The following is a 24,024-nucleotide window of genomic DNA, read 5'->3' on the forward strand; positions in this document are numbered from 1 at the left end:
CCGTCACTCAGATGCCGCTTAGAGGTTGGTCATGTCGACCGGGATCAGCGCCGTGGCTCCGTCGCGGAGGACGGTGGCCTCGATGAGGCCGTACATGCGGTCGGCGGCGTAGTAGACCTCGTTGTCGTTCTTCAGGCCGAAGGGCTCGAGGTCCACCAGGAAGTGGTGCTTGTTCGGGAGCGAGAAGCGGACTTCGTCGATCTCCGAGCGGTGGTTGATGATGCGCGTGGCCATCTGGTACAGCGTCTGCTGGAGGGAGTACGAGTACGTCTCCGAGAAGGCCTCGAGCATGTGCTTCCGGGTCTGCTCGTAGGACCGCTCCCAGTTGGGCATGCGCTGGTCGTCGTCGGTCCAGTTGAACCGCCAGCGGGCGGACACCTGGGTCGCCAGGATGCGGTCGTACGCCTCCTGGAGGGTGGTGTACTGGTCCTTGATGTAGCCCCAGAACTCCGAGTTGGTGGAGTTCATGACGACGAGGTCCTTGAGGCCGGAGATGACCTCCCACTTCTCGCCGTCGTAGGTGATCTGGGTGACGCGGGTCTCCTGGCCCTTGCGGGCGAAGGAGTGGTTCACCTCGTCGGAGCCGATGAACTTGGAGTTGGCGTCGGAGGAGGCGATGCGCTCCCAGGCGTACTCCTCGATCCGGATGCGCGCCCTCTTGATCGGCTCCTGGCTCGTCACGAAGTGGCGGGCGAGGTGGATGCCGAACTGCTCGGCGGACTCGATGCCGTGCTCCTTGGCGAACGCGAAGATGGTGTTCTTCGTCGTGTCGGTGGGGAGGCAGTGGGCGTTGGAGCCGGTGAGGTGGACGTCGTCGAGGTCGCCGGAGAGGGCGACGGAGACGTTCAGGTCCTTGATGTGGTGGGTGGCGCCGTCCCGCGTGATCTTGACGACGCGGTTCTCTGCTTTGCCGTACTGGTTCTGGCCGAGAATCGTGGGCATGTCTGCTAGCTCCCTCGGTAAACGGAGTAGCCGAACGGGTTGAGCAGCAGCGGTACGTGGTAGTGCTCGCCCGGCTTGACGGCGAACGTGATCGCCACCTCCGGGAAGAACGCACCGCTGTCCCTTACGCGGGGGGCGTCCTGCTGCGCCTCGGCTTGCTTCTTGGCGAAGTACGTCTCGGTCTCGAAGTCGAGACGCACGTGGGTGGTTTCTTCCGGCAGCGCCGGCAGGTCCTTGCAGCGCCCGTCCGCGTCGGTGGCGGAGCCGCCGAGCGTGACCCACTCCGCGTCGGAGCCGCTGCGGGCCGCGAGCGTGATGGCCACGCCCTCGGCCGGCCGGCCGATGCTGGTGTCCAGGATGTGTGTGGACACCGAGGCGGTGGTGTCGGTGCTCATCGGGAGCTCTCTTCCTCGGGGGTCTCGGGAGTCTCCACGAGACGGGTCAGCCGGATGCGGTTGATCTTGCCCAGTTCGGTGCGGACGATCTCCCGCTCCCGCTCGGGCGAGTTCGAGATCCGCTCCCGGACCGCGTCGCGCATCTGCTCGCCGGTCCTGCCGGTGGCGCAGATGAGGAAGACATGACCGAACTTGTCCTGGTAGGCCAGGTTGAGTTCGAGCATCTCGGCCTTGAGCTCCGCGGAGGCGCCGGCCATCCCGCTCTGTTCGCGGGAGGAGGTCGGGTCCCCGGCCTTCGGACGACCGATCGGCGGGTGCCCCGCCATCGCCTCGGCCAGGTCCTCGGCGGTCAGCTCGGCCATGGCGGCGTCACTGGCGAGGAAGAGGGCTTCGGCGGTGGTGTACGGGCGCTGGGCGAGAATCCTGCTCCCCCACGCCGAACTGGAACACACCTCGTGGAGCGTGGCGACGGCCTCGCTGTCCGAGGAGGTGTTGAACCGGGTGAGGCCCGGTGTCGTACCTGAAGTCACGGGAAGCCTCCGTGGCTGTTTTTCGCTGTGCGTCGGACGGGCTGCGGATAGCTAACGCCCTCCGCAACACAACGTCAACACTTTGTTGAAAACTCGGCCACACAAAAGCCGTCGTCCCGACATCTGGACGACGGCTCATGGTCAAACATGATCAACTACTCGCTCTTGGTGGCCTTTTCCCTGTTCAGGGCGGTCTCCCGGTTCAGGTAGTTGTACACGGTGAAACGACTGACACCGAGCGCGCCGGCCACCGTCTCCACTCCATGACGCACGGAGAAGGCACCGCGTGCCTCCAGGATCCGGACGACCTCCTGCTTCGCCTTGCGGTCCAGTTCGGCCAGCGGCATCCCGTGCCGCCGCTCCATCGCCGCGAGGATGTGGTCCAGGGAGTCCGAGAGCTGCGGCAGCCGCACGGCCAGCACGTCCTCCCCCTCCCAGGACAGGACGACGTCGTCCCCCTCCGCCTGCGCGGGGACCAGCAGCTCGGCGCCCATGGCGTCCACCAGCGGCTTCACGGCCGCGACCAAGGGGTGCTCGCTCACTTCTCGCCCTCCCCGATCACATTGACCTGGAGCGAGACGCGCGTGGCGCCGGCCGCGAGCGACCTGCGCAGCAGGGCGTCGACGGCGGTGAGCACCGCGTCGGCGCCGCCTTCCGCCGTGTTGCCGAAGGGGCCGACGTCGACCGCGTCCAGCTCGGCCGACTGGATGACCTCACGAGCCACGACCGCGTGCGCCGGCGCCTCGTCGAGGTCGAACGGCTCGGTCGTGAACTCCACTCTCAAACGCTCCATGGCCCCACGCTACGGCCCCACCTCGCGCTACGGGAGCCCCGGACCTGCGGGGACCTCTTGACAAGTGTGTCGCCCGCCTTGCAACATTCCGTCAGACAGAAACTTACTTCCGCAATACGGAAGGAGCGCCGCCCCTCATGGGATACACGGACCAGCGCTTCGATGTGAACCTGTCGATCCTCTTCACGGAACTCCCGCTCCTGGAGCGCCCCGCGGCCGCCGCCGCGGCGGGCTTCACCGCGGTCGAGCTGTGGTGGCCCTGGATCGACACCGCCACCCCCGAGCAGAGCGAGCTCGACGCCCTCAAGAAGGCTCTTGAGGACGCCGGCACCCAGCTGGTGGGCCTGAACTTCTACGCCGGGCAGCTCCCCGGCCCGGACCGCGGAGCCCTCTCCGTGCCCGGGGAAGAGTCGGACCGCTTCCGCGCCAACATCGAGGTGGCCGCAGACTTCGCCGCCTCGGTCGGCTGCAAGGCGCTCAACGCGCTCTACGGCAACCGCGTCGAGGGCGTGGACCCGCAGATCCAGGACACCCTCGCCCTGGAGAACCTGGTCCTGGCCGCCCGCGCGGCCGACCGCATCGGCGCGATCCTCCTCGTCGAGACCCTCAACAAGCCGGAGTCGCCGCTCTACCCGCTGGTGAGCGCCCCCTCCGCGATCGAGGTCGTCGACAAGGTCAACGCCGCCACCGGCCTCGGCAACGCCAAGTTCCTCCTCGACATCTACCACCTGTCGATGAACGGCGAGGACGTCAGCCAGGTCATCGCGGAGTACGCGGCCAAGACCGGCCACGTCCAGATCGCGGACAACCCGGGCCGCGGCGCGCCGGGCACCGGCGACCTGCCGCTCGAGCAGCTCCTCGACGAGCTCAGGAAGGCCGGTTACGACGGCTGGGTCGGCCTGGAGTACAAGGCCGCCGACGCCGCCGCGTCCTTCGCATGGCTGCCGGCCGAGGCCCGCGCCGCCCGCTGACGCAGGCTCCCTCCCCGTACCACCTTGTTTTGAGAGGCACCCTCACCATGAGCACTCTTCCCAAGATCGCTTGGATCGGCCTCGGCATCATGGGCTCCCCCATGTCCGAGAACCTCCTGAAGGCCGGCTACTCGGTCACCGGCTTCACCCTGGAGCAGGACAAGCTGGACCGCCTGGCCAAGGCCGGCGGCTCCGTGGCCGGCTCGATCGCCGAGGCCGTCAAGGACGCCGACGTCATCATCACGATGGTGCCCGCCTCCCCGCAGGTCGAGGCCATCTCCTACGGCCCCGAGGGCATCCTGGAGAACGCGAAGCAGGGCGCGCTGATCGTCGACATGTCGTCGATCACCCCGCAGACCTCGGTCGACCTGGCGAAGAACGCGGCCGAGAAGGGCATCCGCGTCATCGACGCCCCGGTGTCCGGCGGCGAGGCCGGCGCGATCGAGGCCGTGCTCTCGATCATGGTCGGCGGCGGGCAGGCCGACTTCGACGAGGCCCTCCCGATCCTGGAGGCCCTCGGCAAGACCATCGTGCTCTGCGGCCCGCACGGCTCCGGCCAGACGGTGAAGGCCGCCAACCAGCTGATCGTCGCGGTCAACATCCAGGCCTGCGCCGAGGCCGTCGTCTTCCTCGAGAAGTCCGGCGTGAACCTCCAGGCCGCCCTGGACGTCCTCAACGGCGGCCTGGCCGGCTCGACCGTGCTGACCCGCAAGAAGGACAACTTCCTGAACCGGGACTTCAAGCCCGGCTTCCGGATCGACCTGCACCACAAGGACATGGGCATCGTCACCGACGCCGCCCGCAACGTCGGTGCGGCCCTCCCGGTCGGCGCGGTCGTCGCCCAGCTCGTCGCCTCGCTGCGCGCGCAGGGTGACGGCGGCCTGGACCACTCGGCCCTGCTGCGCGCCGTCGAGCGCCTCTCCGGCCAGCAGGTCTGACCCTCCGCCCCGTCACCGGGGCCCCTGATTTCCGGTCGGCGGCGGCGCTGACAACCTGTCCTGTCGCGCCCAGGCGTCGTCGCCGACCGGAACACCACACTTCATTTTCAACAAACTGTTGACGTGCTGTTCGAGCCGAATTTACGCTCCTCGGACCGTCAGCAGAGCTCCCGTACGGAAGGTCACGATGTCGAAGCGCGTGCTTACGACCGAGTCCGGCGCCCCCGTCGCCGACAACCAGAACTCCGCCACCGCCGGCGTCGGTGGCCCTCTCCTCCTCCAGGACCAGCACCTGCTGGAGAAGCTCGCGCGCTTCAACCGTGAGCGGATCCCGGAGCGCGTGGTGCACGCCCGCGGCTCCGGCGCGTACGGCTACTTCGAGGTGACCGACGACGTCACCGCGTACACCAAGGCGGACTTCCTCGGTGAGGTCGGCAAGAAGACCGAGACCTTCCTCCGCTTCTCCACCGTGGCCGACTCGCTCGGCGGCGCGGACGCGGTGCGCGACCCCCGCGGCTTCGCCCTGAAGTTCTACACCGAAGAGGGCAACTACGACCTCGTCGGCAACAACACCCCGGTGTTCTTCATCAAGGACCCGATCAAGTTCCCCGACTTCATCCACTCGCAGAAGCGCGACCCCTTCACGGGCAAGCAGGAGCCGGACAACGTCTGGGACTTCTGGGCGCACGCCCCCGAGGCCACCCACCAGATCACCTGGCTCATGGGCGACCGCGGCATCCCGGCCTCGTACCGTCACATGAACGGCTACGGCTCGCACACCTACCAGTGGACCAACGCGGCGGGCGAGGCCTTCTTCGTCAAGTACCACTTCAAGACGAACCAGGGCATCCGCTCCCTCTCCGCCGAGCAGGCCGCCGAGCTCGTCGGCAAGGACGCCAACTCGCACCAGACCGACCTGCTCCAGGCCATCGAGCGCGGCGTGAACCCCTCGTGGACCCTGTACGTCCAGGTGATGCCGGCCGCCGAGGCCGCGGACTACCGCTTCAACCCGTTCGACCTCACCAAGGTGTGGCCGCACAGCGACTACCCGCTGCAGCGCGTGGGCCGCCTGGTCCTCGACCGCAACCCGGACAACGTCTTCGCCGAGGTCGAGCAGGCCGCGTTCTCCCCGAACAACTTCGTGCCGGGCATCGGTCCCTCGCCGGACAAGATGCTCCAGGGCCGACTCTTCGCCTACGCCGACGCCCACCGCTACCGCCTCGGTGTGAACCACACCCAGCTCCCGGTGAACGCCCCCAAGGCGACCGTGGCCGAGAACTACGGCCGCGACGGCGCCATGGCCACCCGCCAGGGCTCGCGCCACGACAAGAACTACGAGCCCAACTCGTACTCGGGCCCGGCCCAGACCGACGCCGCGCTCTCCGCGCCGCTCGCGATCCACGGCTGGACCGGCACCCACGAGGCGCCCGCGCACACCAAGGACGACGACTTCTTCCAGGCCGGTGAGCTCTACCGCCTGATGTCCGAGGACGAGAAGAAGCGCCTGATCGCCAACATCGCCGGCGGTCTCTCCCAGGTGTCCCGCGAGGACGTCATCGAGAAGAACCTCGCGCACTTCGCCGCCGCCGACGCGGACTACGGCAAGCGCGTCCGCGAGGCCGTCGAGGCCCTGCGCGAGGACTGACCGCACAGCAGCACCCAGACTGCGTACGGCACCTGACGGGAGGTCAGTGCCGTACGTGGTCCGGATCGCCGGCCCGGATGAGGGGTGGTCGGCGAACCGGACAAGCGTGAGGACCGCGGCGGCTCCGAGCCAGTGCGGTGGTAAGGACGCCGGGCCCCCTTCCTGACCTGAAGGAAGGGGAACCGCCACGGCGCCCGTCGGCACCGCCGCGGTCCCAACGCCCCCCTTCCGAGGGGATCCCAAGACTCCGCCCGGCGACGCGAACGTCCTGTCGCGCCAGCCTCGTGCCGTCGGGCGGTCACAACGGGAGAGCGCGGAACCAGGTTTACGGTCCCTGGTTCCGCGCTCTTCTTCTTTGTACGGCCCCGCTCAGGCCGTTCGCCGGCGCTCCCCGCGAGGAGCCGGTCGTGCCGCGCCCGACGGCACTCCCCCGGGTTCCCCGGGCTCCCCGCCGCGCTCCGCCCGGGCCAGCAGGAACGTCACGGTGAGCGAGGCGAGGGCGAGCAGCACCATGCCCGTGCGCGGTGAGGTGTACTGGGCGAGGGTGCCGGCCAGCGCCGCGCTCACTCCCTGGAGCGCGAGCATCCCCGAGGTGTGCAGCCCGAGGGCGTGACCGCTCAGTTCCTCCGGCACCAGGGCCATCAGCCGCTCCTGGTGCAGCAGGCTCGCCGCGTACCCGACCGCCGACACGGTCACGAGGACGAGCGCCAGGGGCAGTGCGGGATCGAGGGCGAACAGCAGGAACGGGGCCGCCAGCAGCGCCTGGAGCGGGAAGCGGATCCGGTCGCGCAGCCGCGCCGGGAGGAAGCGGCCGACGGTGGTGTCCCCGGCCAGCATCCCGAGCGCGCCGCAGGCGAAGAGGAGCCCGGCGCGCTCGGGGGCGTACGGCACGAAGAGCGACTCGCAGCCGACGACGAGGCCGTTCGGCACCCAGAGCGCGAGGTAGGCCCTGCGGCGGGCGGGCACGGCCCAGAGCCGTCCGTTGGTGCGCCAGGTCTCGGCGACCGAGGGCCGCCCGGCCACGCGGGGCGGCCGGGCCCCGAGACCGAGGCGGGCGGCCAGGGCGGCGGCGAGGTAGAGCCCCGCGCCGGCGAGGACCGTGCCGCGCGGCGAGAGCAGGGCGACGAGGAGTCCGCCGGTGGCGAAGCCGCCGATCTGGAAGGCGCCGGTGGACATGTTCATCACGGAGCGGCCGAGGAGGTACTCCTCGCGCGGAAGGATCTCGTTCAGGAGCCCGTGGCGCACCCCGCCGCCCAGTGAGGCCGCGAGCCCCTCGGCGAGCAGGATCAGGAAGACCGCCCAGGTCGGCAGGGCGGGGACCGCCAGGACGGCGGTGCCCAGGGCGAAGAAGAGGGCGATGCCGGAGATCGCGGCGCGCGGCGGCAGCCGGTCGGCGGCGGAGAGCAGGGTGGTCGCGCCGAGCAGCTGGGCGAGCGAGGGGCCGAAGAGGGCGAGGGCGGAGAGGAGGGGGGATCCGGTCGCGCGGAAGACGAGCGTGGCGAGACCGAGTCCGGCGACCGTCTGGGCGGCGGTGTGGGCGGAGCCGGTGACGAAGAGCGGGGTGAATTCGGGCGTGCGGAAGAGCGCGCGGTAGCGGGGCATGGTGCGGAGTCTCGGAGCCCGCGCGGACCCGTCGGTATTGTTTCGCGGGGAGGCGAAACATGGGCTGGTGGCAGATCGGCACGGACACGCTGGCGGGGAGCTCGTTCGTGCTGTCGCCGCTCGCCGAGACGGTGGCCTCGCTCAAGGTCCTGCACGCGGCGTCGGCGGCGCACCCGGGTGAGCGTGCCTGGCTCGACCGGCACCTGTCCGCGTACCGGGAGCGGCTGGCGGCGGAGCCGCTCGACGCGTTGCTCGTGCGGGCGGCGATCGGCCCCAGCTGGAACGCGGACTTCCTCACCCCGACCCCGCTGGGCGACCGCGAGCGGAGCTTCGAGGAGGAGGTCGTGGCGGTGCGGGCGACCCGACCGGCCGACGCCGTGGACCAGTTGGCGGTGGCGATCGGCGGCCCGGTGCCGGAGCCGCTGCGTTCGGCGCGGGATCTTCCGGACCGACTCGCGGGCGTGCTCGGGTGGGTGTGGCGGGAGACGGTGCGGCCGGAGTGGGCGCGCCGGCGGCGGATCCTGGAGGCCGACGTGGTGGCGCGGACGGCGATGCTGAGCCGGGGCGGCTGGGCGGCGGCGCTCGACGAGCTGTGCCCGGGGAAGATGCGCTGGCTCGGCGACGGCCGGCTCCAGGTCAACACCCGTGACTATCCGCCGCGTTCGGTCGACCGGGGCCGGTTGCTGTTCGTGCCGGTGACACCGGCGAAGGGCTGGGTGTCGTGGGAGGGGACGGAGCGCTACGCGATCGTCTACCCCTGCGCGGGCGCTCTGGCGGACGCGGCCGGTCCGGCCGTGCCGCGGGCCCTGGGGGCCTTGCTCGGGACGGCCCGCGCCGGGGTGCTCGTACGGCTCGGGAGTCCACTGTCCACCAGCCAGTTGGTGGCGCTGACGGGGCAGGGGCTCGGGTCTGTGGGCCGGCATCTGAAGGTGCTGCTCGACGCCGGGCTCGTCCGGCGGGGGCGGGCGGGCCGCTCGGTGCTGTACGAGTGGACGGAGGCGGGTGCCGTGCTGGTGACGGCACAGGGAGACCCCCGCCCCGGTGCTCCTCGGGGCGGGGGCCGTCTCACGGCTCCGTGATCAGACCTGGAGGGCCTTGATCGCGGTCGGCGCGTGGCCGGGCTCGGTGGCCAGGTCCTCGAACTCGGTGACGTCGCTCATGTCGACCGTCTTGCTCATGGCGATGTTGGTGATGCGCTCCAGGATGGCCTCGACGACGACCGGGACCTGGTGCTCGACGGCCAGCTTCTTGGCCTCCTCGAACGCCTCGCCCAGCTTGTCGGGGTCGGTGACGCGGATGGCCTTGACGCCGAGGCCCTCGGCGACCTTGACGTGGTCGACGCCGTAGACGCCGATCTCGGGGGTGTTGATGTTCTCGAACTCGAGGTTGACCTCGAAGTTGATGCCGAGGTTGCCCTGCGCCTGGCGGATCAGACCGAGGTAGGCGTTGTTCACGAGGACGTGGACGTAGGGGACCTTGTGCTGGGCGGCGACCGCCAGCTCCTCGATCATGAACTGGAAGTCGTAGTCGCCGGAGAGGGCGACGATCGGCGTCTCCGGGTCGGCGGTGGCGGCACCGATGGCGGCCGGGATGGTCCAGCCGAGCGGGCCGGCCTGGCCGCAGTTGATCCAGTGGCGCGGCTTGTAGACGTGCAGGAACTGCGCGGCGGCGATCTGGGAGAGACCGATGGTGGTGACGTAGCGGGTCTCCGGGCCGAAGGCCCTGTTCATCTCCTCGTAGACGCGCTGCGGCTTCAGGGGGATGTTGTCGAAGTGCGTACGGCGCTGCAGGGTGGCCTTGCGCTCCTGCGCGGAGGCGGCCCAGGCGGAGAAGTCCGGCAGCTTGCCGGCGGCCTTGAGCTCCTCGGCGATCTCGATGAAGAGTTCCAGGGCGACCTTGGCGTCGGAGGCGATGCCGTAGTCGGGGGCGAAGATCTTGCCGATCTGGGTCGGCTCGATGTCGACGTGGACGAACTTCCGGCCCTTGGTGTAGGCGTCCATGTTGTAGCCGGTGTGGCGGTTGGCCCAGCGGTTGCCGATGCCGAGGACGAAGTCCGACTCCAGGAAGGTCGCGTTGCCGTAGCGGTGCGCGGTCTGGACGCCGACCATGCCGGCGGCGAGCTCGTGGTCGTCCGGGATGGTGCCCCAGCCCATGAGGGTGGAGATGACCGGGATGCCGGTGAGCTCGGCGAACTCGACGAGGAGGTCGGAGGCGTCGGCGTTGATGATGCCGCCGCCGGCGACGATCAGCGGACGCTCGGACTCCAGCAGGAAGTTCAGCGCCTTCGCGGCCTGCGCGCGGGTGGCCTGCGGCTTGTAGACCGGCAGCGGCTCGTAGGTCTCCGGGTCGAACTCGATCTCGGTCAGCTGGACGTCGATCGGGAGGTCGATGAGGACCGGGCCGGGACGGCCGGAGCGCATCAGGTGGAAGGCCTGCTGGAAGACGCCGGGGACCTGCGCGGCCTCCAGGACGGTCGTGGCGGCCTTCGTGACGGGCTTGGCGATGGCGGCGATGTCGACGGCCTGGAAGTCCTCCTTGTGGAGCTTCGAGACCGGCGCCTGGCCGGTGATGCAGAGGATCGGGATGGAGTCCGCGATGGCCGAGTACAGGCCGGTGATCATGTCGGTGCCGGCGGGGCCGGACGTACCGATGCAGACGCCGATGTTGCCGGCCTTGGCGCGGGTGTAGCCCTCGGCCATGTGGGACGCGCCCTCGACGTGGCGGGCGAGCGTGTGGCCGACGCCGCCCACGTTCTTGAGCTCGCGGTAGAAGGGGTTGATCGCCGCGCCGGGGACGCCGAACGCCTGGGTGACGCCTTCGCGCTTGAGGATCTCAACGGCCGCTGCGGCGGCGGTCATACGAGGCATGGGAGTGCTCCTGCTTCGGCCGGGCGGATCCAGGCGGGCGCCCCGTCTCGGGAGGCCCGACCGCCTGTTTCCGTAATGCGGAAATACTGTTCTGCTATACGGAAGCAATGTAGGTCGGGCTGCGGAGAGCCGTCAAGAGAAGTCCGTACGGCGGGATCACCGAAGTGGCCGAACAGCCTCCCCCGGGGTGCCGGATGGGTGGACGATGGGGCGGAACGACAGGGGGTTGGGCTGTGGGCGAGTCGGTGCCGGTGAACTGTCCGGAGTGCCTGCGCACGCACGCGTACGCGGCACCCGCCCTCCCCTGCGTGTGCGGAAGCCCGGTCGCCCCACCGGTGGCGGCGGGCGCGGTCGCGCAGCCGATCACGCACCGGAACTGGACGGACGAGTGGGTCACCGTCCGCTGCGAGGCCTGCGGCCGCGAGAACGACTGGCCCCACCCGGAACTCGGCTGCCCGTGCGGGACCGTGCTGCGGGTACCGGTACGACCGGTGGAGCCGGGGCCGTGGCCGGCGGGCGGGACGGCTACGGAGGCCGGCGGCACCCCGCCCGGCACGGCGGGCGGTGTGGCCGGAACCGGTGGGGGCGCCGCACCGGCGCGGGACCCGGGTCCGTCCCCGTCGCCGCCGCGGACGGACCCCGGCTCACCGCTGCCGACGTCTGAGGGACGGGACCTTGGTCCACGGCCGGGGACGGGCCGCCACGGAACCTCCGGCAGCGCGGCCGGCGGCACGACGGACGGCGCCCGCGGCGCCGGCGGCGGCCGGTCCGACGGCGGACGGTCCGGCGGCGGCAGGCCCGGCGGCCCGGCCGGCGACGGCACTTCCGCCGGCGACAGCACTTCCGCCGGTGAAGGCACCTCCGCCGGTGAAGGTCCCGCCGACACCCCGGCCGTGCCCGGGTCCCCGTGGTTCGGGCCGGGGCCGGGCGCCCGGGGCGGGGCCGGTGCGGCCGGGCTCGGGGCGGACGGGCCCGGCCCGGCGGCGCCCCGCACCTTCGCCGAGCGGTACCCCGCGCACATCCCGCTGCCGGTCACGGCCCCGCGCCCGGCTCCGCTGCGCGGGGCCTTCCGGCCCGTGACGATCCGGACCTCGCGGGACGCGGTCGCGGCGGCGGCCGGGTACCTGCGCTGGCTCGGCTTCCGGGACGTCGTCCAGCCCGAGGAGCGCCCCGCGTCCGGCGTGGACCTGCGGGCGCCCGGTCTGGTCGCCCAGGTCGACCCGAGCACCCGGCCGACCGGGCTGCGGGCCGTCGAGTGCCTCTGGCTCAACGGCCTGAGCGCCTCCGCCGTGAGCGTGTTCTTCTCGCTCGCGGGCTACACCCCGGAAGCCCGCTCGCGCGCCGCCGAGCTCGGTCTCCCGCTCTTCGTCCTCGACCTGACGGGCACCCCGCAGCCGGTCAGCGACGCCGCGGAAGGCCTGGCGGCGGGCGGCGCCTGAGCACGGGAGGCGCCGGGCGGGCCGCCCCGGGGGCCCACACAACTCCTCGGCATCCGAAATCGGCCATTCACGCGTGACGATCACGCTCCCCCGGGCACAACACCCTCGGGGGGTGGGCGTCATGCCGACGGGGACATGGTGGTTCATCGGGGCGGCCTGGGGAGAGCTGCTGCTCGCCACCCTGCTGCTGACCGCGCGCGGAACCCGCAGCAGGGACAGCGGTACGGCGGACGGGGATGCCGTGCCCGCGCCGCAGGCCCTCGCGCTGCTGCGGGGCGGGCGGCGGGCGGCCGTCACGGTCGCCCTGGTGGCGCTGCACCAGCGCGGGGCGGTCGCGGCGGGCCGCAAACATACGATTCGGGCCAATGGCGGACCGGGCCGCACGCGCGACCCCGTCCAGCTCGGAGTCCACGGGGCCCTGCACCGGGCGCTCGCGCTGCGGGCCCTCGCGCTGCGCCCCGAGGCGCGGCGGGCGGTGGACACGCTGCGCGGCGAGCTGCGCGGGGCCGGGCTGCTGCGGCCGCTCACCCGGCTGTGGGCGGCCCGGGCTCTGCTGGGGTGCGTACCGCTGACCGTGCTGGCGGGGCCGTTCGCGACCGGGGCCTCCGGGACGGGCCTGGCCGGGGCGCTCACGGCCGGGCTGCCGCCGGTCCTCGTGGCGGTGGCGCTGCTGCGCCTGCCGGCCACGACCAGGGCGGCGCGGCGGCTCCTCCACGGCCTGCGGGATCGGTATCCGCTGCCGGCCCACCGGCGGGAGGTGACGGACGGACGGCTGGTCCAGCTGTACGTGGCGCTGTACGGCGATCCGGCGCTGGCCCTGTTCCTGCCCCGCTTCTCGCGCGACGGCGGCCTTCTCGACCGGCCCCGGGAGCACGAGGGCCCCCGGGGCGACGACCGGAACCGGCCGCCGGCGGACGGTGGTCCGGGCGCGGGCGGTCCGGTGCGCTGAGGCCGCGCCATACTGTCGTATGCGCATCAGAGCGGCCGCTCCGGCCGAACTCCCGCTGCTCCAGGACATCGAACGAGCGGCGGGCGAGCCGTTCCGCACTCTCGGCATGGCGGCGATCGCCGACGACGACCCGCTGCCCCTGGACGTCCTGGAGGCCTACCGCAGTGCGGGCCGGGCCTGGGTGGCGGTGGACGCCGCCGACCGCCCGGTGGCGTACCTGCTCACGGACACCGTGGACGGCGCGGCCCACATCGAGCAGGTGTCGGTGCACCCGGACGCCGCCCGCAGGGGCGTCGGCCGGGCGCTGATCGAGCACCTGGCGGCGGCCGCCAGGGAGCAGGGCCTGGCGGCCCTGACGCTGACGACCTTCACCGAGGTGCCGTGGAACGCGCCGTACTACACGCGGCTCGGCTTCCGCCCGCTCTCCGACGCCGACCCGGCGCTCACGGAGGGGCTGCGCGCCATCAGCCGGGCCGAGGCGGCCCACGGCCTGTCGGTCTGGCCCCGCGTCTGCATGCGGCGGGAGCTCGTCCGGGACCGGCCCTAGGAGCCGTACGTCTGGCGCAGTTCCACCTTCCGCACCTTGCCGCTCACCGTCATCGGGAACTCGGTGAGGATCTCCACCCTGCGCGGGATCTTGTAGTGGGCGAGCCGGTCCCGGCAGAAGGCGGTGAGCTCCTCCAGGGTGGGCGGGGCGGCGGGGTCGCGGGGGATCACGCAGGCGAGGATCTCCTCGCCGTACCGCTCGTCGGGGACGCCGACGACCTGCACGTCCGCGATCTTGGGGTGGCCGTAGAGGAACTCCTCGATCTCGCGCGGGTACACGTTCTCCCCGCCCCGGATGATCATGTCCTTGATGCGGCCGACGATCTGCACGTATCCGTCGTCCCGCATGACCGCGAGGTCGCCGGTGTGCATCCAGCGGCCCGGGTCGATCGCCTCGGCGGTCTTCTCCGGCTCGTCCCAGTAGCCGAGCATCACGCTGTAGCCGCGGGTGCACAGCTCGCCCGCCGTGCCGCGCTCGGTGGTCAGTCCGGTCGCCGGGTCGACGACCTTCACCTCGACGTGCGGCATGACCCGGCCGACCGTGCCGGTGCGGCGCTCCAGGTCGTCGTCACGGCGGGTCTGGGTGGAGACGGGCGAGGTCTCGGTCATGCCGTAGCAGATCGACACCTCCGCCATGTTCATCTCGGCGACGACCCGCTTCATCACCTCGACCGGGCACGGCGAGCCCGCCATGATGCCAGTGCGGAGCGTGGAGAGGTCGTACGCGGCGAAGTCGGGCAGGTTGAGCTCGGCGATGAACATCGTCGGCACCCCGTACAGCGAGGTGCAGCGCTCGTCCTGGACCGCCCGGAGGGTGGCGGCGGGGTCGAAGGAGGCGGCCGGGATCACGATGCAGGCGCCGTGCGAGGTGGCCGCGAGGTTCCCCATGACCATGCCGAAGCAGTGGTAGAAGGGCACCGGGACGCAGATGCGGTCCTGCTCGCTGTAGGCGATCATCTCGCCCACGAAGTAGCCGTTGTTGAGGATGTTGTGGTGGGAGAGGGTGGCGCCCTTCGGGAAGCCCGTCGTCCCCGAGGTGTACTGGATGTTGACGGGCTCGTCGCAGGAGAGCGGCTCCGGCCGCAGCTCCCCGGGCGTACGGGCGAGCAGTGCGTCCCAGGTGGGGTCGCCGAAGTACACGGCCTCGCGCAACTCGGGGCAGGTGTCGCGCACTTGCTCGACCAGGGCCCGGTAGTCGCTGGTCTTGTGGGCGAGGGAGGCGAAGAGCAGCGAGATGCCGGCCTGTTGGAGCACGTACTCCAACTCGTGGGCGCGGTAGGCCGGGTTGATGTTCACCATGATGGCGCCGATGCGGGCGGTGGCGTACTGGACGAGCACCCACTCGGCGCAGTTCACCGCCCAGATGCCGACCCGGTCGCCCTTGGCGACCCCGCTGCCCAGCAGCGCGTCCGCCAGCCGGTCGACGTCGGCGCCGAATGCGGCGTACGTCCAGCGGCGTCCGGTGGGGACGTCGACGAGGGCCTCCCGGTCGGGCCAGGCGGCGACGGCGCGGTCGAGGTTGGCGCCGATGGTGTCGCCGAGGAGCGGCGTGTCCGACACTCCGTGCGCGTACGAGAGGTTCATGCGAGGTCGCCTTCCACGTGCGAGAGGTTCACGGCGGTCATGCGAGGTCACCCTCCGCGTACTCCTTGCCGCCGCCCTCCGCGGTCAGCCGGCGCAGTTCGACACGCCGGATCTTGCCGGAGACGGTCTTCGGCAGGTCGGCGAACTCGATGCGGCGGACCCGCTTGTACGGGGCGAGCACCGCGCGCGAGTGGGCGAACAGGACCTTCGCGGTCTCCTCGTCCGGCTCCCAGCCCGCCGCCAGGACGACGTACGCCTTGGGGACGGCGAGCCGCAGCGGGTCGGGGGCGGGGACGACGGCCGCCTCGGCGACGGCCTCGTGCTCCAGGAGGGCGCTCTCCAGCTCGAAGGGGCTGATCTTGTAGTCGGAGGCCTTGAAGACGTCGTCGGCGCGCCCGATGTAGGTGATGTAGCCGTCCGCGTCGCGGGAGCCGATGTCGCCGGTGCGGTAGTGGCCGCCCGCCATCGCCTCGGCCGTGCGCTCCGGGTCGCCGTGGTAGCCCGTCATCAGACCCACCGGGTTGGCGGCGAGGTCGAGACAGATCTCGCCCTCCTCGACGTCCGGCGTGCCGCTCACCGGGTCGACGAGGGTGACCCGGAAGCCGGGGCTCGGGCGCCCCATGGAGCCCTGCTTGAGCCGCTGGCCGGGGCTGTTGGACACCTGGACGGCGGTCTCCGTCTGGCCGAAGCCGTCCCGGATCGTGACGCCCCAGGCGCGCCGCACCGACTCGATGACCTCGGGGTTGAGCGGCTCGCCGGCGGCGACGACCTCGCGCGGCGGGGTCTTCAGCCGGGTCAGGTCGGACTGGATCAGCATGCGCCACACGGTCGGCGGGGCGCAGAAGCTGGTGACGCCGTTGCGCTCCATCTCGTCCATGAGGCGGGCCGGGTCGAAGCGGGTGTAGTTGTGGATGAAGACGGTCGCCTCGGCGTTCCACGGCGCGAAGAGGTTGGACCAGGCGTGCTTCGCCCAGCCCGGCGAGGAGATGTTGAGGTGCACGTCGCCGGGCTTGAGCCCGATCCAGTACATCGTCGACAGGTGACCGACGGGGTACGAGGTGTGGGTGTGCTCCACCAGCTTGGGGCGGGCGGTCGTGCCGGAGGTGAAGTACAGCATCAGGGTGTCGTCGGCGAGGGTCACTCCGTCGGGCTCGAACACGTCCGACGCCTGGGCGGCGTGCTCGTACCCCAGCCAGCTCACCCCGTCGCCGCCGACCGCGATCCGGGTGTACTCCCCGGGGACGTCGTCGAACTTGGCGGTGTCCTCGGCCCGCACGATCACGTGCCGGGCGCGGCCCCGGTCGACGCGGTCGCGCAGGTCGGCGGGGCCGAGGAGCGGGGTGGCGGGGATGAGGACGGCGCGCAGCTTCATGGCGGCGAGGACGGTCTCCCAGAGCTCGACCTGGTTGCCGAGCATCAGGATGATCCGGTCGCCGGCGCGCACGCCCTGGGCCCGGAGCCAGTTCGCGACCCTGTTCGAGCGGGCGGACATCTCGGCGAAGCTCACCCGCGTCTCGGAGCCGTCCTCCTCGACGATGTGCAGCGCGGTCCTGTCGTTGTCCCGCGCGATGACGTCGAACCATTCGAGCGCCCAGTTGAAACGGTCGGGCCGGGGCCAGGCGAAGCCCTCGTAGGCCGTCTCGTAGTCCTCGCGATGCTGCAGCAGGAAGTCCCGGGCGGCCCGGAACCCCTCCGTCGCGCCGGTCGCGCTCGTGGGCGTCATGTGTCCTCCTCATTGCGGGACCTGTCCCGGACATCGTGTAATCGGTGACCCAGGTCTCACTACCCCCGTTCGGGGGTGAAGGAGTGGTCCCGTGCCCGAGAAGACGGAAGCGGTGGAGTTGCGGACGGCGCTGCTGCGGCTCAGGCGCGCCAGCGGGCTGCCCGTCGTCTTCGGCGGACTGCTCCAGGAGGGCCGCACCCTGCGGATCGCCGAGCTGAGCGGGGCCGTGACGCCGGCGCTGAGCGGGCTCGCGATCTCGGCCGGCTACGGCCTCGGCGGGAAGTGCCTGGCGCTGTCGCGGCCGTGCGCGGTCACGGACTACCCGTCCTCGCGGCACATCACCCACGAGTACGACGGGCCGGTCTCGGCGGAGGGCCTGCGCGCGGTGATCGCGGTCCCCGTCGTCGTGCGCCGCAAGGTGCGCGGTGTGCTCTACGGGGCGCTGCGCGAGTCCCTCCCGATCGGCGAACGCGTCTTCGACGCGGCGATGGCGGCGGCGCGTGACGTGGAGCAGGCCCTCGCGGTACGGGACGAGGTACGGCAGCTGCTGGCGCCGCCGCCGCCCGGACCGTCCTGGGAGGAGGTCCGCCAGGCGTACGGGGAGCTGCGCGAACTGGCCCCGAAGGTCGTCGACCCCGCGCTCCGGGAGCGGCTCCTCGCCGTCTGCGGCCGCCTGGAGTCGGCCTCCGGCGGCGCGCCCGCCGCTCCCGGGGTCTCCCTGACCCCCCGCGAGACGGACGTCCTCGCGGCGGTCGCCTCCGGCGCGACGAACGCGACGGCGGCGGAGCGCCTGGGCCTGCGGCCGGAGACGGTGAAGGGCTACCTCCGCTCGGCGATGCGCAAGCTCGGCGCCCACACCCGCCTGGAGGCGGTGGTGGCGGCCCGGCGGGCGGGGGCGCTGCCGTAGCGGGCCCCGGGCCCGCTGTCAGACGAAATGGTGCCGCGCGTCCTCCAGGGGGCCGCGCAGCAGACGGCCGACGGCCTCGTAGGGGTCCGCTCCGAGGTAGGAGGGGCCGGTGTGGTGCAGGAGGAAGAAGCGCCCGGTCTCGTCGATGAGGACCATGGCCCCGTCGAAGGTCTCGTATCCGACGGGGAAGAGCCTCCTCCCCAGGTTCCGGGCGAGTTCGGCCACGTCCTCGCCGCTCTCCTCGTAGATCCAGTGCGGGGTGAATCCGACGGAGTCCGGCGGCGTCCCGGGGATGACCAGACGCAGTCCGCCGAACTCCCGGACGAAGTCCCCGGCCGCGGGGAACGCTTCGACGGGGTGGCCCTCCTCGGCGAACCGTTCGGTCACGAAGGCCAGCATCCCCGGGAGCCGCGCGCCGACGTCACGCCCCGGGAACCAGCCCGCTTCCGTCAGGACGGCCTCGACCTCCTCCGGAGTCACCCGGCCACCTCCGCGGTGACGATGTCGTACGGGACGTCCGCCGGCGCCAGGAGGCGCAGGGTGCGCTCCGCCTCGGCCGTGAGCGCCGCGCGTTCCGCGCGCGTCACTCGTGCGAAGGGCTCGATGGTGAGCGTGGTGCGGTCCTTCGCCTCGTCGAGGCGCCAGAGCCCGGCGAGGAAGCCGTCGAGGAGGAAGACGCGGTGGGCCTGGTTGCCGGTCCAGGTGCGGGTGCGGTACTCGGCGGGGACGACACGGGTGCGGTCGGCGTGCGAGAGGAGCAGGTTGTCGAACTCGGGGAGGAAGCGGGGCGGGGCGGGGGTGTCCTCGTCGGGGCGGGGCGCGTCGGGGAGGTCGAAGAGCTCGGTGCCCTGCTCGTCCCGGAAGACGAGGAGCTCGGACCGCAGCCGCTCGAAGGCCGGGCGGAGGCGGGTGAGACCGCACCAGAGCTGCATGTCCTTGACGGAGGCGGGGCCGAAGGCGCCGAGGTAGCGCAGGACGGTCTCGTCCAGGTCGGCGGCTTCGTCCTCGGGCCCGTCGAACCAGGTCCGGACGGTGGTGAGCGCGACCTGCCCGCTGCGCCGCCAGAGGCCGCGCGGGGTGACCTGCACCATCAGGAGCAGACAGCGGGCGGCGATGGTGAGCGCCAGCGGGTCGGCGTCCGGCCACTCCTGGAGCAGGTGCTCCCGCAGGTCCTTGGGGGTGCGGGGCTGTTCCTCGACGTACGCGGTGGCCAGGGCGGTGAGCCGGTCGAGGTCGACGCCGTCGAGCCCCTTCCGGAACATCTTCAGCTCCCGGTCGATGGCCCCGGCCTGGACGAGCCGGCGCAGGCCGACGGCGTCGCGGGCGGTGTGGGTGTGGACGGTGGACCGGAGCGAGACGATACGGGCGACCCGCCGGGACTCCATCAGGGCGGACAGGTCCTCGGGCCGGAACCCGTCGAGGCGGGCGGCGAGCGCGTAGTACGGGGGCTTGGTGTTCTGGGCCTGGAGGCCGACGAGGTGGGCGACGGCCTCCTCGACGCCGAGCGGGGCGGGGCGCAGGAGCAGCTGCCGGTCGAGGGTGGCACGGTTCAGGGCGCGGGCACCGAGCACGGGGTGGGTCGTCTTGAGGGCCATGATCCGTACGCTACCGAGAGTTGCGGACAGATTCCGTCCTCAAGGCGTATCGAAGGGGTCCGAGCGGGATCCCAGGAGGGGTGGGACGGGACCGGGGAGACCGGGACGGGACCGAGGGCAGGCCGGGTCGGAATCGAGGGAACACCGGGGCGGGACCGGGCGGAGGCCGGGTCGGGATCGAGGGGAGACGGGGACGGTATCCGGACGGGAGTGATTCGCCCCATATATCCTGCTCTCGGTCCACCGACCGAGGAGGAGGTGCACGACGATGTCCGACCGTCGCCCCCGCGCGGCCTGGCGCCGCCGGCCCGAACCGCCGCCCGCGGCCTCGTCCGCGCGGCCGCCCTCGGTACAGCCCAGCGTGGTGCAGTCGACGCTCTACCGCGACGGTCGCCGGGTCTCCTCCCCCCTCACCCTCGCGGACACCTTCCGCCAGCTGCGCGAGCACCCCGACGGCATGGCCTGGATCGGCCTCCAGCGCCCGACCGAGGAGGAACTCCACTCCCTGGCAGCCGAGTTCGACCTGCACGAGCTGGCCGTCGAGGACGCGCTGGAGGCCCATCAGCGTCCCAAGCTGGAGCGGTACGGCGACACGCTCTTCGTCGTCCTGCGCGCCGCCCGCTACCTCGACGCCCAGGAGGAGGTCGACTTCGGCGAGCTCCATGTCTTCGTGGGCCCGGACTTCCTCATCACGGTCCGGCACGGCGCCGCCCCGGACCTCACGGCCGTCCGCCGCCGCATGGAGCAGAACCCGGACCTGCTGGCCCTGGGACCCGAAGCGGTCCTGTACGCGATCCTCGACGCGGTGGTCGACGGCTACGCCCCGGTGGTGGCGGGCGTCCAGAACGACATCGACGAGATCGAGACGGAGGTCTTCGGCGGCGACCCGGCGGTCTCCCGCCGCATCTACGAACTCTCCCGCGAGATGGTCGAGTTCCAGCGCGCCACCCGCCCCCTGGTGGGCATGCTGCACGCCCTGATGGCCGGCTTCGCCAAGTACGGCACGGACGAGGAGCTCCAGCGCTACCTCCGCGACGTCGCCGACCACGTCACCCACACCAGCGAGCGCGTCGACGGCTTCCGCCAGGCCCTGGCGGACATCCTCACGGTCAACGCGACCCTGGTCACCCAGCAGCAGAACGCCGAGATGCGCGCCCTGGCGGAAGCCGGCTTCGAGCAGAACGAGGAGATCAAGAAGATCTCCGCGTGGGCCGCCATCCTCTTCGCGCCGACGCTGGTGGGAACGATCTACGGGATGAACTTCGACAACATGCCGGAGCTGCACTGGGCGGGCGGGTATCCGTTCGCGGTGGTGCTGATGGCGGTGGTGTGCGTGAGCCTGTACGTCGTCTTCAAGAAGAAGGACTGGCTGTAGAGGAAGGAAAGGAGCAGCGGGCCATGGGTGACCTCCTCCTGATCCGCCACGGTGAGACCGAGTGGAGCGCCACCGGGCGGCACACCGGCCGTACCGATCTGCCGCTCACGCCCGACGGCGAGGCGGAGGCGCGTACGCTCGCGCCGTTCTTCACGGGCCGTCCCTTCGCGTTCGTGCTCACCAGTCCGCTGCGGCGGGCCCGGCACACGGCCGAGCTGGCCGGTCTGCGGGGCGCCTCGGCGGACGAGGACCTGTGCGAGTGGGACTACGGCGGGTACGAGGGGCTGACCACGGCCCGCATCCACGAGTCCCGGCCCGACTGGTCGCTGTGGCGCGACGGTGTGCCCCCGCACCCCGACGGGCGGCCCGGTGAGACCGCCGAGGACGTGGGGCGGCGGGCGGACCGGGTCCTGGCGCGCGCCGCACCGCTGCTCGCGGGCTCCGGGGACGACGGTGTGGTGGTGGCGCACGCGCATCTGCTGCGCGTCCTCACCGCCCGGTATCTGGGCCTGCCCGCGCCCGAGGGGCGGCTGTTCCTCCTGACGACGGCGACGGTCGGCCGGCTGTCGACGGAGCACGGGCTGCCGGTGGTCGCGGGCTGGAACCAGCGCCCCCTTCCCCTCGCGTGACGCGGGCCCCGGCCGAGGTGGGCGGGAGCGGGGCGGGGCGTGCGTGGTGGGCGGAGCTGCCGCCGGCGGCCGGGGCCGCGGTGCTCGCCACCGGCATCCTGTCGGTCGGGCTCCACCTGACCGGTTTCGAAGGGGTCTCGGTGGTGGCGCTGTGCCTGGCCACCGCGCTGTGGCTGCTGCTCGCGTTCGACTTCTCGACCCTGCTCCTCGGGGACCGGCGCCGCTGGGCGGCGAACGCCGACACCCCGCCGGCGCTCACCGCCGTGGCCGCCACGACGGTGCTCGGCGCCCGGTTCGAGCTCCTCGGCCGCACTCCGGTGGCGGTGGCGTTCCTGGTCCTGGCCTCCGCGGTCTGGCCGGTGCTGCTGGCCACCGTGCTACGGCACCTGACCCGGCGGGCACCGGGCGCCGCGTTCCTGGTCTGTGTGGCCACCCAGGGGCTCGCGGTGCTGTCCGCGCTCCTCGCGCCGGAGACCGGTGACTGGCTCGCACGGGTGGCCCTCGTCCTCTTCCTGCTGGGTCTCGCGCTGTACGCCGACGCGCTGGCCCGCTTCGACGTCCGCCAGGTGGTGACGGGCGCGGGCGACCACTGGATCGCGGGCGGGGCGATGGCGATCTCGGCACTCGCCGGGTCGAAGCTCCTCACCTCGGGCGCCTGGTCGGGCGGGGCGGAGACGGCCCTGCGGAGGACGACGTTCGTCCTGCTCGCCCTCGACCTGACCTGGTACGCGGTCCTGCTCTGCGGCGAGCTCGCCCACCGGCGTCTCCGCTACGACGTCCTCCGCTGGGCGACGGTCTTCCCGCTCGGCATGACGGCGGTGGCGTCCCTGTCGACCGCGGCGGCGACGGGAGTGGACTGGCTGGGGACGCTGGGCCGGGTCCTGCTGTGGATCGCGGTCGCCGCCTGGCTCCTGACCGCGTACGGCCTGATCCGCACCTTCACGGGGCGGCCCGCCGGCACCCCCTAGGCCGGCGGAGGGCTCCTCGGGCGAGGCGGTGGGCGGCCGTGGGGCGGAGCCCGGACGGTTCGCCGCTCCGCTACCGCGACGCCCCGGCCGGCCGCTCCACCCGGCCGAACGCGAGGTCGAGGATCCGCCGCCATCGCACGGGCGGCACGGGTGCGGGGACGCCGGGCCGGTCGCGCGGCACCAGGACCCGCAGGGCGCCCGGGCGCAGGGTGCACACGACCGGGGTGGGCATCCGCAGCGCCTCGCCGTCCACCGCCACGGGGATCTCCTCCGTATCGGCGGTCACCTCGACGCGGTGTGCGGTCAGGACCGTGAGGGCCGTGGACTGGGAGCCCCGGACGGCCAGGTCGGCGGCCTGCGCCGCGTCCTCCACCCGGATCCCGAGCACCCCCAGCTCGCCGTCGTCCAGGCTGGGGCGGCGGCCGCCGCCGCTGAACTCGTCGGGCGAGACGTACGGGTTGTTGCTGACGAGCAGGGCCTGCTGGGACGAGAGCACCGTGCCGTCGATCCGCGCGTCCAGCCGCCGCACGCCCTCGCCGAGCAGCAGGTCCGGCATGACGGTGAGGATCGTGCCCGCCTTGGCGTCGCGGTACTCGGGGCGTTGCACGACGTCGGCGTACACCCCGAAGGACACGGTGTTGACGAAGGCCCGGCCGGCGACGTCGCCGAGGTCGATCCGGAGCTCCTCGCCGTCGGTCAGCGCGTCGAGGCAGCGGGACGGGTCGGTGCGGTCGAGGCCCAGGTCCATGGCGAAGTGGTTGCGGGTTCCGGCGGAGACCACGAGGAACGGCAGGTCGTGCTCGGCGGCCACCGCCGCGACCAGCGCCTGGGTGCCGTCGCCGCCCGCGACGCCGAGCAGGTCCGCGCCGTCGGCCACGGCCCCGCGGGCCAGCTCGGCGACGTCGGCGGGGGCGGAGGGGTCGAGCAGGATCACCCGCGCTCCGAGCTCCTCCGCCCGCTCGACGAGCCCGAAGCGGCCGACCTTCCCGCCTCCGGACTTCGGGTTCATGATCAGGACCGCTCGCTCCGGGCGGGGCGCCGCGACCGCGCGCGTCGACCGCTCCGGACTCGATCTGCGCAGCGCCGCCCGCGCGCAGGCCAGGGCCACGCCCCAGCACAGGACCAGCAGCAGCGCCGTCAGCCACAGGCCGTCGTACGCGTAGAGGACCACGACGCCGACGGGCGCGGCGACCGCGAGCAGCGCCCCCAGGAGGCGTACCGCGCCGCGGTGCGCCACGAACCACCAGAGGCCGACGGCGCAGAGGACGATGCCGAGGAGCCCGGCCAGGACCACTTCGAGGCCGCCGTCGCCGAGCGCGAGCAGGAGCACCACCAGCGAACCGACCGCCGCGAGCACCGCCAGCCGCGCGAGCAGTCGCGCGGCCCCGTCCACGCCGGGGTCCGTTCCACGCGTCCTGCCCATGGTGTCCCCCTTCGTGGTGTCCCGCCGCGAGCACGGTCCGGGGCACCAGCCTGCACGCGGCGGGGCGGGAAGGCATCCCGGCCGGGCCGTGCGGATGAAGGGGCGGGAGCGGGTGCGTGAAGCGACCGGGCCGGGCGCGTGAAGGGGCAGGACCGAGCGCGTGAAGCGACCCGGGCCGGGCCGCGTCCGTCGGCCGGGCCTGG

Annotated in this window: 23 protein-coding genes; 11 read left to right on the forward strand and 12 right to left on the reverse strand. The window is 72.3% G+C overall.

Features of this window, described 5'->3' with window-relative positions:
* Window positions 1-18 precede the first annotated feature (18 nt).
* The 5 genes from pucL to IE237_RS21215 form a co-directional block, all read right to left on the reverse strand.
* Window positions 19-942 carry a factor-independent urate hydroxylase gene (gene pucL, locus IE237_RS21195; protein ID WP_189803623.1) on the reverse strand — a complete coding sequence of 308 codons (924 nt, stop codon included), beginning with the start codon at window positions 940-942 and terminating at the stop codon, window positions 19-21.
* A 5-nt stretch (window positions 943-947) separates the two neighbouring features.
* Window positions 948-1,337: a hydroxyisourate hydrolase gene (gene uraH / locus IE237_RS21200; RefSeq protein WP_116158141.1), complete on the reverse strand. Its 390-nt coding sequence runs from the start codon at window positions 1,335-1,337 to the stop codon at window positions 948-950.
* A complete protein-coding gene (gene uraD / locus IE237_RS21205; RefSeq protein WP_189803624.1) occupies window positions 1,334-1,867 on the reverse strand; it encodes a 2-oxo-4-hydroxy-4-carboxy-5-ureidoimidazoline decarboxylase in 534 nt (177 codons plus the stop codon). The genes uraH and uraD overlap by 4 nt, the downstream gene beginning before the upstream one ends.
* Window positions 1,868-2,022: 155 nt before the next feature.
* Window positions 2,023-2,361 carry a helix-turn-helix domain-containing protein gene (locus IE237_RS21210; RefSeq protein ID WP_229842806.1) on the reverse strand — a complete coding sequence of 113 codons (339 nt, stop codon included), beginning with the start codon at window positions 2,359-2,361 and terminating at the stop codon, window positions 2,023-2,025.
* 44 nt (window positions 2,362-2,405) lie between these two features.
* Window positions 2,406-2,660, reverse strand: coding sequence for a YkoF family thiamine-binding protein (locus tag IE237_RS21215; protein WP_189803626.1), 255 nt, complete (start codon window positions 2,658-2,660; stop codon window positions 2,406-2,408).
* Window positions 2,661-2,797: 137 nt separating this feature from the next.
* Here IE237_RS21215 and IE237_RS21220 point away from each other — a divergent pair, with 137 nt between their 5' ends.
* From IE237_RS21220 to IE237_RS21230, 3 genes are all read left to right on the forward strand, one after another.
* Window positions 2,798-3,631, forward strand: coding sequence for a TIM barrel protein (locus IE237_RS21220; protein ID WP_189803627.1), 834 nt, complete (start codon window positions 2,798-2,800; stop codon window positions 3,629-3,631).
* A 47-nt stretch (window positions 3,632-3,678) separates the two neighbouring features.
* Window positions 3,679-4,569 carry a 2-hydroxy-3-oxopropionate reductase gene (locus tag IE237_RS21225; protein WP_189803628.1) on the forward strand — a complete coding sequence of 297 codons (891 nt, stop codon included), beginning with the start codon at window positions 3,679-3,681 and terminating at the stop codon, window positions 4,567-4,569.
* A 187-nt stretch (window positions 4,570-4,756) separates the two neighbouring features.
* Complete coding sequence (locus IE237_RS21230; RefSeq protein ID WP_189803629.1) at window positions 4,757-6,214, forward strand: catalase; 1,458 nt, start codon at window positions 4,757-4,759, stop codon at window positions 6,212-6,214.
* A 369-nt stretch (window positions 6,215-6,583) separates the two neighbouring features.
* On the opposite strand, the gene IE237_RS21235 is transcribed toward IE237_RS21230, so the two are convergent.
* Window positions 6,584-7,816, reverse strand: coding sequence for an MFS transporter (locus IE237_RS21235; RefSeq protein ID WP_189803630.1), 1,233 nt, complete (start codon window positions 7,814-7,816; stop codon window positions 6,584-6,586).
* Between the two features lie 59 nt (window positions 7,817-7,875).
* Between IE237_RS21235 and IE237_RS21240 the strand changes: the two genes are divergently transcribed.
* Window positions 7,876-8,895, forward strand: coding sequence for an ArsR/SmtB family transcription factor (locus IE237_RS21240; RefSeq protein ID WP_189803631.1), 1,020 nt, complete (start codon window positions 7,876-7,878; stop codon window positions 8,893-8,895).
* On the opposite strand, the gene gcl is transcribed toward IE237_RS21240, so the two are convergent.
* Window positions 8,896-10,674, reverse strand: a complete 1,779-nt coding sequence (gene gcl, locus IE237_RS21245; RefSeq protein WP_189803694.1) for a glyoxylate carboligase — start codon at window positions 10,672-10,674, stop codon at window positions 8,896-8,898.
* Between the two features lie 902 nt (window positions 10,675-11,576).
* On the opposite strand from gcl, the gene IE237_RS21250 reads away from it, so the two are divergent.
* The 3 genes from IE237_RS21250 to IE237_RS21260 all read left to right on the forward strand — a co-directional run bounded on the left by IE237_RS21250 (window position 11,577) and on the right by IE237_RS21260 (window position 13,618).
* On the forward strand, window positions 11,577-12,122 hold the full coding sequence (locus IE237_RS21250) for a hypothetical protein (protein WP_370468237.1): 546 nt from the start codon (window positions 11,577-11,579) through the stop codon (window positions 12,120-12,122).
* A 121-nt stretch (window positions 12,123-12,243) separates the two neighbouring features.
* Window positions 12,244-13,071, forward strand: a complete 828-nt coding sequence (locus IE237_RS21255; protein WP_189803632.1) for a TIGR04222 domain-containing membrane protein — start codon at window positions 12,244-12,246, stop codon at window positions 13,069-13,071.
* Window positions 13,072-13,090: 19 nt separating this feature from the next.
* Window positions 13,091-13,618 carry a GNAT family N-acetyltransferase gene (locus tag IE237_RS21260; RefSeq protein WP_368858568.1) on the forward strand — a complete coding sequence of 176 codons (528 nt, stop codon included), beginning with the start codon at window positions 13,091-13,093 and terminating at the stop codon, window positions 13,616-13,618.
* Here the strand turns inward: IE237_RS21260 and IE237_RS21265 are convergent.
* Together IE237_RS21265 and IE237_RS21270 are read right to left on the reverse strand one after the other, a co-directional pair.
* Window positions 13,615-15,201: an AMP-binding protein gene (locus IE237_RS21265; RefSeq protein WP_189803634.1), complete on the reverse strand. Its 1,587-nt coding sequence runs from the start codon at window positions 15,199-15,201 to the stop codon at window positions 13,615-13,617. The genes IE237_RS21260 and IE237_RS21265 overlap by 4 nt on opposite strands.
* A 37-nt stretch (window positions 15,202-15,238) precedes the next feature.
* Window positions 15,239-16,924 carry an AMP-binding protein gene (locus IE237_RS21270; protein WP_189803635.1) on the reverse strand — a complete coding sequence of 562 codons (1,686 nt, stop codon included), beginning with the start codon at window positions 16,922-16,924 and terminating at the stop codon, window positions 15,239-15,241.
* Window positions 16,925-17,015: 91 nt separating this feature from the next.
* On the opposite strand from IE237_RS21270, the gene IE237_RS21275 reads away from it, so the two are divergent.
* On the forward strand, window positions 17,016-17,831 hold the full coding sequence (locus tag IE237_RS21275; RefSeq protein ID WP_189803636.1) for a helix-turn-helix transcriptional regulator: 816 nt from the start codon (window positions 17,016-17,018) through the stop codon (window positions 17,829-17,831).
* Between the two features lie 18 nt (window positions 17,832-17,849).
* Here IE237_RS21275 and IE237_RS21280 read toward each other — a convergent pair whose 3' ends face one another.
* Both IE237_RS21280 and IE237_RS21285 read right to left on the reverse strand, forming a co-directional pair.
* A complete protein-coding gene (locus IE237_RS21280) occupies window positions 17,850-18,311 on the reverse strand; it encodes an SUKH-3 domain-containing protein (protein WP_189803637.1) in 462 nt (153 codons plus the stop codon).
* On the reverse strand, window positions 18,308-19,426 hold the full coding sequence (locus tag IE237_RS21285; RefSeq protein ID WP_189803638.1) for a winged helix DNA-binding domain-containing protein: 1,119 nt from the start codon (window positions 19,424-19,426) through the stop codon (window positions 18,308-18,310). Before IE237_RS21285 ends, IE237_RS21280 begins: the two co-directional genes overlap by 4 nt.
* A 268-nt stretch (window positions 19,427-19,694) precedes the next feature.
* Here IE237_RS21285 and IE237_RS21290 point away from each other — a divergent pair, with 268 nt between their 5' ends.
* Genes IE237_RS21290 through IE237_RS21300 form a run of 3 tightly spaced genes read left to right on the forward strand, consistent with a single transcriptional unit; the run spans window position 19,695 to window position 22,398 of the window.
* The gene (locus IE237_RS21290; RefSeq protein WP_189803639.1) at window positions 19,695-20,801 is read left to right on the forward strand and encodes a magnesium and cobalt transport protein CorA; all 1,107 of its coding nucleotides are present in this window, start codon (window positions 19,695-19,697) and stop codon (window positions 20,799-20,801) included.
* Between the two features lie 23 nt (window positions 20,802-20,824).
* Window positions 20,825-21,430 (forward strand): histidine phosphatase family protein, encoded by a 606-nt coding sequence (locus tag IE237_RS21295; protein WP_189803640.1) that lies wholly within the window; start codon window positions 20,825-20,827, stop codon window positions 21,428-21,430.
* Window positions 21,427-22,398, forward strand: a complete 972-nt coding sequence (locus tag IE237_RS21300) for a tellurite resistance/C4-dicarboxylate transporter family protein (protein ID WP_229842796.1) — start codon at window positions 21,427-21,429, stop codon at window positions 22,396-22,398. Before IE237_RS21295 ends, IE237_RS21300 begins: the two co-directional genes overlap by 4 nt.
* Window positions 22,399-22,468: 70 nt before the next feature.
* On the opposite strand, the gene IE237_RS21305 is transcribed toward IE237_RS21300, so the two are convergent.
* Entirely contained in the window at window positions 22,469-23,821 is a 1,353-nt protein-coding gene (locus tag IE237_RS21305; RefSeq protein WP_189803641.1) for a diacylglycerol/lipid kinase family protein, read from the reverse strand.
* Window positions 23,822-24,024: the final 203 nt, after the last annotated feature.

This window comes from Streptomyces tanashiensis (genome assembly GCF_014648895.1).
Taxonomy (GTDB): domain Bacteria; phylum Actinomycetota; class Actinomycetes; order Streptomycetales; family Streptomycetaceae; genus Streptomyces; species Streptomyces tanashiensis.